6 protein-coding genes and 1 pseudogene are annotated in these 12690 nt (G+C 64.5%); 5 read left to right on the forward strand and 2 right to left on the reverse strand.

Translation table 11 applies throughout. The features are described from left to right. Nucleotides 1-567 precede the first annotated feature (567 nt). The 4 genes and pseudogenes from HZ992_RS26185 to HZ992_RS19080 form a co-directional block, all read left to right on the forward strand. Nucleotides 568-1056: pseudogene (locus tag HZ992_RS26185) on the forward strand (TniQ family protein); the annotation flags it as partial. Between the two features lie 558 nt (nucleotides 1057-1614). Beyond that, nucleotides 1615-2280 carry a hypothetical protein gene (locus HZ992_RS25855; RefSeq protein ID WP_245213119.1) on the forward strand — a complete coding sequence of 222 codons (666 nt, stop codon included), beginning with the start codon at nucleotides 1615-1617 and terminating at the stop codon, nucleotides 2278-2280. A 482-nt stretch (nucleotides 2281-2762) separates the two neighbouring features. Further along, the gene (locus HZ992_RS19075; RefSeq protein ID WP_209383398.1) at nucleotides 2763-7211 is read left to right on the forward strand and encodes an NACHT domain-containing protein; all 4449 of its coding nucleotides are present in this window, start codon (nucleotides 2763-2765) and stop codon (nucleotides 7209-7211) included. A 238-nt stretch (nucleotides 7212-7449) separates the two neighbouring features. Continuing rightward, a complete protein-coding gene (locus HZ992_RS19080) occupies nucleotides 7450-8142 on the forward strand; it encodes a hypothetical protein (RefSeq protein WP_209383399.1) in 693 nt (230 codons plus the stop codon). An 853-nt stretch (nucleotides 8143-8995) separates the two neighbouring features. Here the strand turns inward: HZ992_RS19080 and glmS are convergent. After that, nucleotides 8996-10864, reverse strand: coding sequence for a glutamine--fructose-6-phosphate transaminase (isomerizing) (glmS, locus tag HZ992_RS19085; RefSeq protein WP_209383400.1), 1869 nt, complete (start codon nucleotides 10862-10864; stop codon nucleotides 8996-8998). 137 nt (nucleotides 10865-11001) lie between these two features. On the opposite strand from glmS, the gene HZ992_RS19090 reads away from it, so the two are divergent. After that, the gene (locus HZ992_RS19090; RefSeq protein WP_209383401.1) at nucleotides 11002-11502 is read left to right on the forward strand and encodes an Lrp/AsnC family transcriptional regulator; all 501 of its coding nucleotides are present in this window, start codon (nucleotides 11002-11004) and stop codon (nucleotides 11500-11502) included. A 6-nt stretch (nucleotides 11503-11508) separates the two neighbouring features. On the opposite strand, the gene HZ992_RS19095 is transcribed toward HZ992_RS19090, so the two are convergent. Then, complete coding sequence (locus HZ992_RS19095; RefSeq protein WP_209383402.1) at nucleotides 11509-12690, reverse strand: class I SAM-dependent rRNA methyltransferase; 1182 nt, start codon at nucleotides 12688-12690, stop codon at nucleotides 11509-11511.

Here is a 12690-nt window from a genome sequence, read left to right on the forward strand (position 1 = left end):
GAGACGCCGGGCTGACCGTGGACGGGATCCCGCCAAGGCGAAGGGTCGAGACTCTCGCGCTCCAGCCGCGAATCAATCGATGCCGAGGGTGCACGCAAGACTGCAGCAGTTCGATGCAGTTGGGGCCGGGCACTTGCGCTGACCACCGCGCTTGGCGCAATATATATCGCATGTTGGTCATGTCGATGCGCTCCTCCCCGTGCAACTCAAGCTGGATCTTGGGCGCCGACAGGTCGCGCGCGCGGCGGTGCACGACCAGCGTAGTCTTCTCAGACTTGGCCTCTGGGCGTTCGTGTGTCCGGCGGCATGCCGCGCGCCCGCGACTTGACCTGGCCGGCCACCGCCGCAGCCCCCCCTTCCGCCATCGTCTAGGCCACCAGCCCGGCCGCCTACCGCAGACCGCTCGCCGAATAGCGACTCATCGCTAGCCAGTCAACAGCGGTCGAGGTGCACAGCCAGCACGATCAACTCGTGCCGGGATGCAATTTCCTCGCCTCTCTTCGAACTACGCCTTGCCGCGGACTCCACTTCCGCGCATGAGCGGTCGCACATCTATCGAGGCGCCCAATGCTTGCAGGAACCATTCTTCCCTTCGTCCCGCAGCCGTACGAGGACGAACTTCTTTCATCGTGGATCGGTCGCGTTGCACTTCATAACGGAAAAGGGGCGTGGATGACACTGCTTCGCAAGGCTGGGATCTCCCAAAGGAGACGCTACTTCCACAATCACATTCCTCAATATTGCCCGCAAGTCCGTCAGTTGCTGGGAGCTCTAGGCTGGTCAGTCGAAGATGCATATCTCCAACTAACCCCGGCGCCGTTCCTATTGGCCTTCTGTGCGCATCCCACTGCCCGCATTGGCGTCGATGTATCAGTACCAGAGGTTCTAGGTAACATGATCCAACCCGCTGTAGCCTTACATCGCCGTCGCGCCACTTCCTTCGCGCGAGCACTGCGATTCTGTCCAATGTGCATCGCGACGGATCTAGAAGAGTTCGGAGAAGCCTACTGGCACAGGCAGCACCAGCTTCCGTTGCCCGCCTTCTGCGCAAAGCACTCTCATCCCCTGTTCTTCCGCTGCCAAAGTTGCGGCCACCTTCCAACGAACATTCCCTATCTTCAGGCTCCGCTTCTACCTGTGCGTTGTCGATGCGGCTTCGACTTGCGCACCACGAGAATGGCAAGGGGCGGGCCTTCCGAAGAGGCACTGAAGCAGATTCAACTTGGAAGCGATTCCCTGAGTCTTCCACTTCCCTCCTGGAATGGACTGCATGTGCGAAGAGCGCTTCAACGTTTGGCACGGAGTCAGAACTGCTCCGGTCTAAATGAGTTCTTAAACGCCGCACGAAAATCGGCCTTCGATGGAATCGCTGAGAACTTGGATTCGCTAAAGCGGCGGACGCTCCCTGGCCGATACTCTGCGACCACCCTTGCCGCCGCTGCAGTTTCCCTAGGGCTGGACATGCGAGGCGCGGTGGATCTCTTTCAAGCGGAATCAGCGAGCACGGTCGCTCCACTTGCCTCCGCTCGGACCAGGGTCACTCTGAAGCACTTAGCCAAACTCAGCGTGCCTGAGCTTCGAGAAGCATTCGCAAGAAGTTTGAAGACTCGCGTCTTGGACTATCGCTTGCTTGCCATTCTTCAACTTCGCGATCTTGCTTGGTTGCGCGAGTGTGATCTCTATCGCTCCCCGCTCATCGAGCTACCCACTATCGAGGGGGATCGGGCAACCATCACGCGGATCAGAAACGGAGGAGCTGCATCACGCCACTACATCACTTCAGAGATGGCGAACATGCGCGCTAGGCTCAGGGATCTTGAGTGGTACCAAAGGGGACTTCGCGAGATTCAGCGAGGACACGAGCATTTGAGGATCGGGCGGATGGACTGGACGAAACTGCGTTCGGAGCTAATTGGTCTGATGGATCGGTATGAGTCCGATCCCGGCAGGCCCCAACGAGTGCCATTGCTACTACTTGCACAGGCCACCGGACGCGCGGAGAACACCATTCAGGGTTGCTTCGATAGGTTTCCTGATGTGCGAGAGCGCTTCAGTTCATTGAAGGCGTCACTTCCTTTGAGGCGCCTTCAGTGGGCGGCAATCACGATTCGAAAGGAAGGCCGAGTCGTCATGCAAAGCACCGTGATCCAGGTCAGCGGTATCACGGCACCTTACGATGACTCTATCCGCCAAATGGCGCGGCGCGTTGCGCAAGAGGCTAACGAGAAGATTACGGTCTCGGAAAGCCGCACCTGGAAGGTCTTGACGGATGCCGGCTAAGCGAGCCACCACCCATCCAAGATGGCCGATCCACTAAGTAAGGACCTAGATATCGGGCCAGACCAGGCGGGGCCTCATGAAAATCCTGGGCGCGGACAGGGACATCGACCGAAACCCGAGGGCATCTCTGCCGCCTGGTACCTATGGGATGTAGCCCGAGGATCGCTTTGCAGCGCTTGCTGTCCTTGATCTGTGCACGTTCACTGGCAGCTCTCTCGTGGCATGCGGTCCTTCAACCGAGGGCGCACGGCACACGCGCGATCACTTCCGCTTGGTCGCGCCAAGCGGTCACTCGCCGCGCTATATGGGCAATGCGATAGTTGCGAGCGAAGAAGTGAACCAAGAACGCGAAACCGAACGATATGCCGTACCGGATCAAACGTGGACTGGCAGCTGACACGTCCACTCCAGCGGACCGATGATTTGTTGTCATCGGGCCTAAGATTCCGGCTTGGCGAACTAGGGCAAACAGCGCCGGAACCGTGGCGACACGCGATGACTTTTCCCCAACGACCAAGCGCACGCTCGCGGGACGCGCCGGCTACGCTTGCTCGAATCCTGACTGCCGGCGCCTAACCGCCGGCGCGGCGCTTGGCGACGACGCCAAGGTCGTTAGTGTTGGCGTCGCCGCGCATATCAAGGGAGCGGCCCCAGGTGGCCCCCGCTATGACCCGCTGCAGACGGCCGAAGAGCGGCGACACGCATCGAACGGCATTTGGCTGTGTTCGGCTCACGCGAAGCAGATCGACGACGATCATGCCCACTTCACTGTCGACACGCTCAAGACCTGGAAGCAGCAAGCGGAGGAAAGATCGGCGCTCGCGATCCTCACTCTGCAGGCACCCGATGCAAACGCGCCGCAGCCCGAAGCCGGATCATCGACAGTCGAATTGGCGCAACGGCTGGGCCTCGCTCCGCGGGACAACGTCGAGGCGGTAACGGCGCGGCTGCGGGCGGCCGCTGCGCGCGACCTCGACGCGTTTGTCGCGGCACTCAAATCTCCCGCTGACGCGATCGCGCTCGGATTGCGGCTGATCGAAAGCGGGCGTGTCACGCCGTTCGGAGCGGCGGGACTCGCCGCCGCGATTGGAACGTTCAACGAGATCGTTGTCGTCGCCCCGCCTGGCACGGGGAAGACCACAACACTTCTGCAAGTCGCCCGCAGCATCGCGGCCAAAGAGAACCTTGTCGCCGCGTTCGTTCCGTTGAGCGAATGGTCTGCGCAGGGGCAACCATTGCTGCAGTCGATCGCCCGGCGGGCCGCGTTCGCCGGGGAGCGCGAAGAGCATCTGAAACTTCTCGCCGGCGCGGGCCGCTTGGTCCTCTGCATGGATGGCTGGAACGAGCTGGATACGTCGTCGCGAAAGCGCCTACGTTCTGAAGTCCAAGGCATGCAGCGCGACTTTCCCGGCCTCGGCATCGTGATGAGCACGCGCGTTCAGGCGCTGGATGTGCCGATCTCAGGCCCGGTGGTCGAGATTGAACCGCTGTCGGAAGCGCAACAGCTGGCTATCGCGCGCGCCTACCGCGGCGAAGCCGGGGAAGGCTTGCTCGATCAGGCCTGGCGAACCCGCGGCCTCCGCGATCTTGTAGCGATTCCGCTGTATCTAACCAAGCTCCTCTCGGACACGCCCGGCGGAAACCTGCCCACGACGAAAGAGGAAGTGCTACGCCTCTTCGTCGCTGAGATTGACCGCAGCGCGGCCGCGCACGAGGTCTTGCAAAGCGCGGCCGCGGGATTTCATGGAGAGATGCTGTCGGCGATAGCCATCGATGCGACCGTGGCTGACAGCGTCACGGTGTCGGAGCATCGCGCCCGGAGTCTGATAAGCGATGTAGCCGGCCGGCTTGTCCGCGAAGGCCAGATGGCGGCACCTCAGCCCGACGCTGTGCTGGCAGCCCTTGTCAGCCACCACCTGCTGGTCCGCACCGCGAGCGGCGTCGAGTTTCAGCATCAACAGTTTCAAGAGTGGTTTGCCTCGCATGAGGTCGAAGCCCTGATGCGGGCCGCCGCATCCGGCGATGCGGATGCTAGGCATCGTCTGCGAACCGTCGTCCTGAACGCACACGCGTGGGAAGAGGCAGTGCTATTCGCATGCGAGCGGGCTTCGCGTGGCGACGCTGACGGTGTCGCGGGCGCGGCGACCCTCATTCTTGAAGCGCTCACCGTTGACCCAATGCTCGCCGCCGCGGCGATCTATCGAAGCTCGGATGCATTGTGGAGTGCCGTCAAGGATCGCGTCGTCGAGTTTGCCGGCCGCTGGCATACGCCGAAGGAGATCGACCGCGCGGTCCGGTTCATGATAAAGACCGGCCGCGCCGAGTTCGCGGACATTCTGTGGTCATTCATCGCGGACCCCGACGATCAGGTGTACCTCAAGACGATGCGCGCCGGCGGCCGCTTCCGGCCTTCAGTGTTGGGAAGCGACATAGCGGGCCGCATCTCGCAGCTGCCACCCAAGCACCGATCGCACTTGCTGTCCGAGCTTGTGACATACGGCGGCATCGAGGGGATCGAAACCGCCACAAGCATCGCCCTGTCCGACAATGACATCGACGTGAAGACCAGCGTCGCGGAAGCGCTGCACTTCCGACAGGCAAATCAGCAGATGCAGCGCCTCGTGACGGCGGCGCCGCGTGAAGTTTGGCAGGCACTCGCGCGGAAGGGATACGCGGAGGATTCACTGCCACCCGGACTTGCAGAGCGCCTGCGCCAGGAAGCCGATCAATTGATGCACGAAGAGCGAAGCGCTACGCAAAAGCTGCGCGCGTTGCTGCGCCGGAATGACGATCGGCAGGCAGTGGCGGCGGCAATCGGGCCCTTGATCGAGACCGGCGACTTCAGCGACAAGGAGGAACGCGCCGGAGGTGCGATTGACGAGGCCGGCCGACTCTACCCCGAAGTAGTCAGGGCCGCGCTTCTCGGCCGGCTGGAACGGCGACTGCCGTTCCCCTTCCGCACCGAAGAGCTACTGCGAGGGATCGATGTCGTTGTTGACGAAGGGCCTATCGCCGAACTGGCGCTGGCGGCTGGCGTCGACCGTCAACTCTCAAACGCCGCGGCAGGGCTTCTCGGCCTCAACACGACGGGCAAGCTCATCGACGCACTGCCTGGCATGCGCGAACAGCTAAAACTGTCGCCGCCGGGAATCACCTACGATGATTACCATCGCGTTCTAGGCCTGATCGCGTTGACGCCGATGGAGTCCTTCATGGCGGCCGTGCAGGCGCGTGCGGCCACTTCAGACCCAACGAGCATCGGGCACTTAGCCGATCTCATCGCGCGGCACGGCGAAAGCGGGGATCGTGGCCGCCTGGGTCTCAGTGACGCCTCCCGCGACGCATTGATCGCGATCGTCCGAAAGTGGGTCGACGTATTGCTCGCCGACGAAAACTCGCCGCGGCGGATCCTTGGCGAAGTTGCGCGTGTCATCGAGAGGCTGGCCGCTCCGGAACTGGCGGAGCCACTTGCGCGCATGCTGGCCCGCGACCTGAAGCAATGGCGCCAACAGCGTGAAGAGCGCGCCGCTGCGTGGGCGCGCGGCATTCATGATGCCGCGTCGGAAGCCTCTCACTCCTGGGCCTTGCAGTATGCGCGCGCGTTTGTCGCGATTGGTGACGATCAGTCGATCGCGACTTTGGAGTCCCATCTCATGGACGCCGGCCATGGCGGGTTCGGGATCGACGCCGCCGGGGCGCTGTGTGCGATTGGGCAGCGACAGCTAGGCATTGCGAACGACACGTCCTTCAGAGGGTCGCCGGAGTTCTCCAATGTGCGGGCGCGGCGCGCTGAGCGGCAAGGCTCTACAGCCCCGGCGACTTGCTCGATTGCAGAGCGGATCTTTGACTCCGTGGAGAAGCTCCTGCAAGACGGCGCAGACGGCGAGGCGCAGGTCCACGCCCTGCAGCTCGCCGCAACCGGCCTGGGCCTACCCTACGGTGACAAGCGCACCATCATCGATCGGCTGCAGCGACTGCCGCAGCCATACGGCACGAAACTCCGGTTCTTCACGGCCCTTGTGAACGCGGGCGAACTGATCGACGCCCAGTTGATCGTTGAATGCATCGACGCGCTGCTCGAAGACGCGAAGACCAAGCCCTGGCTGCTGCAGGAGAACCAGGGCGAGATCGATCGTTGGCTGTTGCTGCTGCCGTTCACCAGCCGGCCGGAGGTGACGTTGGAAGTGCTCGCGCGCTTGCACCCGCACATTCGCTTGCCATGGCGTCTTCGTCCGTTGCTGTCAGCTCTGGGGTCCGCTCCGTCCGACACGGCCGAGCAAGTTCTCATGGGCCTGGCAAAGGAGGACGCGCGATTCCTGTCCGACTATGACTGGTTTGCCGCTCTGGAGAAGCGCGATACGCTGTCGTCACTGCGCATGCTGCTCGATCTGATCTGCGGGGGCGAGGCAAAGGGCGAGGGGGGGCGGCCAGACACCTGGACCTTTGGCCGAAGGCTCGCGGCCGGCATGCAGTCCCATCCCGAGTTTCGTTCCGATGTCTATGCGCGCGTAGCATCCGGCGTCGCGCCGCCGGCGATGGCGGTCCTGGAATACGCCGTGGCGGAAACGCCTGACGAAGCCGGCGTCATGCTCCTTGTCGGCAGCCACAGCGCCACCGGAAGAGCATTCAGCGGCACGCTCGACTCGGCAATCGAGAACCTTGCCGTGGAGCGGCGGCCGCTGTCAGACTGGGCCGGTGCGTATGAGCAAATCAGCGCGCCAGTGCCGTCGCTTCGCAGGCGCCTGTTCGAGCTATCCCGCACTGCCACCGGCGGCGAGGCCAGCCTTGCACTGGCGTGCCTGGTTCACATCGATGAACTGCGCGACAGGCATGGTGTAGCTTCAGGCGAGCCACGCCACCCCGATATCGCTACCGGCGCGCCTTGGCCGACGCTGCTGACCCGTAGCGTGACTCCCGAGGCAAAACAGTGAAGCCCCGCCGGCGGAGTACGCAGGGGGCCACGTGGTAGGAAAGAAGCGAACGCCCTCTCCCCCCGGGTGGTACGTACGGGATGCCTATCGCGCCGCGGAGGAGTTGGACGTGGGCGATTGGCTCCTCAATCTGAGCGTTCGCCGATGGCTGCACAGCGACACACGGCCGCAGACAGAAGCTGCTCTCAGAGCAGCCGGCCCCGTACTCCGACGGGCAAACGGCCAGCAGATCAAGCGCATGCACATGGCCGACGCCCATCGCTGGGTCTACTCGTTCAGCTCGAGCGAGTGGGAGGACCCGTTTCAGGCGCTCGACGAGGCCTGCGAACGTCCTCAGCTGCCACCTGACATTTGGAACGCGCTGCAATTTGGAAACGTACGCTCCGGCATAGCTCCGCTGAGCGTCGGCGCGCTGTACGCGTTCGAGAAGATGCTGCCCGACGACGTGCGGGCTCGAGGCGTTCGACTGCAGAGTGGCGATCGCTCAGCCACGGGGCCAAAGGCATTCGCTGGAAGGCTTGACCATGCCTTCTCTCCTCAGATGGTGAGCCGGTTCGTCCGCATCGACCTCTCGCTTCCTGACGACGTGCTTCGCGCTGATCTCGATGCGTTTCTCGCTTCAGAACGCCAAAGCCTGGCGCAGAGTGGCGGCGAACAGCCTTACCGCGAAGCCGCGGGCCTGAAGTTGAAAGCTCACGAACTTCGTACTCTCTCGAAGGTTGGCCTTCTACAGTTCCTTGACCTAGACCGTTGGCAACGGGCGGAGGGGCTCAATCTCAGCCTATACGCGGTCCGAGAGATGGCCGACGTCGTCGATCGTTCGCGTGAGAGCGAACTGCGTCATCGTGTGCAGCTAACGCTGAATCAGTTTCAGCTCCATGCGTGGTTTGCACGTCTCGACAGGGGCGGTGGAAGGTCCAGGCGATCTTAGCTGGAACTCGTGTCGCCATCTTCCTGCATACATGCCTCCGAACGACGCGGATCATTCCGATCAGCCTGGCGTACCTACCCGACGGCGTCTTGTGGGACGAACTGGCGATTGACACGAGGGGCCTATGTCCGAGAGGAAGAACGTCTACGCTAGCTTCAAGCGCGACCGAGACAGGCTATGGGCCCTGATCTCGCGCGACCTTCGAATCGTGGCCATCACCGCAATCTGCGCAACAGCCGGTACGCCCTCCCTTCTGCATGCCGTCACTCGTTGGCTCTGACGTGAACTGCTCGCTGGGGGTCGTCGCCGCCGGTCGCTCGATGAGCCTGAGGAACGCTCGAATCTTGCACGGCTAGACGCCCGCTCTCGGCAAGAGCCGTCGCTGGGTAAGGTTGTAGCGAATGTCCGCCGTCTAGAGCGGTCGATGCGGTGTGCTAGCGCCGCCGAAACCCGTCGACAGGTTCTGACGACACCAAGAGTTGGGCTCACCGGGTCGTCGGCACAACGGCCACATCTGCCTGTGCGGGGCTCGGACTCGTGACCTGGGTGCCACTCGATCCCTGGGAATAGGCTTCCCGCCAACATCTAACCTACTGGCGGCTCGTGTCAGGTCCGGTGGATCCTCGACGAGTTCGCTTCCCGTGAGCAACTCCGCACTTGGTTCGCTGGCGCGCCAGTCCCTGGGTGAACACAGAGCGCGGCCACCACCTCGCAGGTGCCGTCCGGACAGATGCCGGACTTATTGTCATAAGTTCCCGTAAATCAAAAACATTGTCATGTGTGATGGATAACCAAAAGAATCTTTCCCGCAATATTTGTCAGCACAAGCAGGCATCGCTTGTCGGACGCTGCCTCACTCCACCGTCACGCTCTTCGCCAGGTTGCGCGGCTTGTCGACATCGGTGCCGCGGGCGCAGGCGGTGTGATACGCCAGCAGCTGCAGCGGCACCACGTGCAGGATGGGCGACAGCGCGCCGTAGTGCTCGGGCATGCGGATCACGTGCAGGCCTTCGCCGGATTCGATCTTCGTGTCGCTGTCGGCAAACACGAACAGTTCGCCGCCGCGCGCGCGCACTTCCTGCATGTTGCTCTTGAGCTTGTCCACGAGCGCATCGTTCGGGGCCACCGTCACCACCGGCATCGCGCTGGTCACCAGCGCCAGCGGGCCGTGCTTGAGCTCGCCGGCCGGGTAGGCCTCGGCGTGGATGTAGCTGATCTCCTTGAGCTTCAGCGCCCCTTCGAGCGCGATCGGGTAGTGCAGGCCGCGGCCGAGGAACAGGGCGTTCTCCTTGCGCGCGAAGGCCTCGCTCCAGGCCACCACCTGCGGCTCCAGTGCCAGCACCGCCTGCACGGCCACCGGCAGGTGGCGCAGCGCCTTCAGGTGTTCGGCTTCCTGCTCGTCCGTCAGGTGCCCGCGCACCTGCGCCAGCGCCAGCGTGAGCAGGAACAGGCCGACCAGCTGCGTCGTGAAGGCCTTGGTCGAGGCCACGCCGATCTCGGCGCCGGCGCGCGTGATGTAGGCGAACTCGCACTCGCGCACCATCGCGCTGGTGGCCACGTTGCACACCGTCAGCGTGTGCTTCATGCCCAGGCCGCGGGCGTGCTTCAGCGCGGCCAGCGTGTCGGCGGTCTCGCCGCTTTGCGTGATGGTGACGACCAGGGTGCGCGGGTCGGGCACGCTGTCGCGGTAACGGTACTCGCTGGCGATCTCCACGCTGGTGGGAATCTTGGCGATGCTCTCCAGCCAGTACTTGGCGGTGGAGCCGCTGTAGTAGCTGGTGCCGCAGGCGAGGATGAGGACCTTGTCGATCTCCTTGAAGACCTTGTAGGCGCCGTCCCCGAACAGCTCCGGCGTGATGCTCGCCACCGCGTCCAGCGTGTCGGCGATCGCCTTGGGTTGCTCGAAGATCTCCTTCTGCATGTAGTGGCGGTACGGGCCCAGCTCGGCCGCGCCGGTGTGCGCGTGCACGGTACGCACCTCGCGCGCCACCGGCTTGAAGGGGCCATCGCCGTCGCGGCGGGTGATCCAGTACTTGCCCAACTGCAGGTCGACGACGTCGCCCTCTTCCAGATAGACGATCTGGTCGGTCACGCCGGCCAGGGCCATCGCGTCGCTGGCGAGGAAGTTCTCGCCGGCACGGTCTTTCGCGCCCACGCCCAGCACCAGCGGCGAGCCTTCGCGCGCGCCGATCACGCGGTGCGGCTCGTCGCGGCAGAACACCGCGATCGCGTAGGCGCCGCGCAGCTGCACGATGGCGCGCTGCACGGCGTCGAGCAGGTCGCCTTCGTAGAGGCGGTCGACCAGGTGGGCGATGACCTCGGTGTCGGTCTGGCTGGTGAACTCGTATCCCTTGGCACGCAGCTCGGCGCGCAGCTCGTCGTGGTTCTCGATGATGCCGTTGTGCACCAGCGCAATCCGGCCGGCGCTCGCCGCCTTGGCCTGCGGTCCATGCGAGAAGTGCGGGTGCGCGTTGTGCACCGCCGGCGCGCCGTGCGTGGCCCAGCGGGTGTGGGCGATGCCGGTGCCGCCCTGCACGCCGTCGCTGGCGACGTTGGCCTCCAGCTCGGCCACGCGCGAGGTACTGCGCGCGCGCCGGAGCTCGCCGCCCTGGTGCACGGCGACGCCGCAGGAGTCATAACCGCGGTATTCGAGCCGGCGCAGGCCCTCGAGGAGGACGGGGACGATGTTGCGCGTGGAGACGGCGCCGACGATTCCGCACATGGGTGGCTTCCTTTGGCTGGGCAGGGATCGCATCGTAGGAACACCCCCGAGGCGATTGATTGCAATTTTCGTCTCAGTATGGAATATTCATCCATCCCCCAAATGTGGTGAATGAATAGTTCACGTTTTGTCTTGACATGGCAGAAACCGCCGCAACCCTCGAACTCGATGCGACCGACCTGCGCATCCTCGATCAGCTCCAGCGCGACGCCTCGCTGACCAACCAGGCGCTGGCCGCCGTCGTGCACACCTCGCCGGCCACCTGCCTGCGGCGGGTGAAGCGGCTGGTGGACGCCGGCGTCATCGAGCGCCAGGTGGCGCTGCTCTCGCCGCAACGGCTGGGCGCGGGGCTGACGGCCATCGTCGAGGTCACGCTGGACCGCCAGGGCGCCGAACACCTTCAGGCCTTCGAGGCGCGTGCGATCGCCGATGCCGAGGTGCGGCAGTGTTATCGCGTCACGCCGGGGCCGGACTTCCTGCTGATGCTGCAGGTGGCCGACATGCCGGCCTACCACGCGCTGGTGCAGCGCCTGTTCACGCAGGACGCCAACGTGCGCAACGTGAAGGCCTTCTTCAGCGTGCACCGCGCCAAGTTCGAGCCGGGCCTGGCCCTGCCCTCGCCGACGCTCTCGTCCTGAGCCGGCTCAGGACTTCAGGATCACCAGCCCCTTGAGGTACTCGCCCTCGGGGAAGACGATGGTCTGCGGGTGGTCGGGCGCGGCGGCCACACGCGCGTAGATGATGCCGTCCACGCCCGCGTCCATGCCCGCGCCCGCGACGATCTTGTGGAACAGCTCCGGCCCCACACCGCCCGAGCACGAGAAGGTGAACAGCATGCCGCCGGGCGCGAGCAGCTTGAGCGCCAGGCGGTTGATGTCCTTGTAGGCGCGCGCGGCGCGTTCGGCGTGCGCCGCGGTGGGCGCGAACTTGGGCGGGTCGAGCACGATGGCGTCGTAGCTCTTGCCGGCCTTCATCGCGTCGCGCAGGGTCTGGTTGACGTCGGCATCGAGCGCCTCATGGCGCGCTGGGTCGAAGCCGTTGAGCGACACGTGCGCCGAGGAACGCGCCAGCGCCGGGGCCGAGGAATCGACGCTGGTCACGTGCGCCGCGCCACCGGCCAGCGCCGCGATGCTGAAGCCGCCGGTGTAGCAGTAGCAGTTGAGCACGCGCTGCAGGCCGAAGTGCCGCACCGTGTCGGCGAACAGTTTGCGGTTGTCGCGCTGGTCGAGATAGAAGCCGGTCTTGTGGCCCTCGGCCACGTCGAGCGTGAGCTTCCAGCCGTGCTCGCGGATCGTCACCTCGGTGGCGCCGCTGCCGCGCAGCCAGCCGGTGGTGGGCTCCAGGCCTTCGAGCTTGCGCACGCCGGAGTCGCTGCGTTCGTAGATGCGCGCGAGGCCGGTGGCCTGCAGCAGCAGATCGGCGATGGTGCCCTTCCAGCGCTCGGTTCCGGCGGAGAGGAACTGCGCCGACAGCACGTCGCCATAGCGATCGACGATCAGCCCCGGCAGGCCGTCGGCCTCGCCGTGGATCAGGCGCACGCCGTCGCTCTCGATCGGCAGCCGCGCACGCAGCGCGAACGCGCGGGCGATGCGTCGTTCGAAGAACGCGGCGTCGATGCGCTCGGCCTCGTCGAAGCTCCAGGCGCGCACGCGGATCATCGAGCTCGGGCTGTAGGCGCCCCAGGCGAGGAAGCGGCCGTCACTGGATTCGACGCGCACGGTCTCGCCCGCATCGGCCTTGCCTGTGCCCACGCTGCCCTGGAACACCCAGGGGTGCAGGCGCAGCAGCGAACGTTCCTTGCCGTCGCGCAGGGTGATGACCTTCAT

Origin of the sequence: Rhizobacter sp. AJA081-3, from assembly GCF_017795745.1 — a bacterium.
In the GTDB taxonomy this organism is placed as follows: domain Bacteria; phylum Pseudomonadota; class Gammaproteobacteria; order Burkholderiales; family Burkholderiaceae_C; genus Piscinibacter.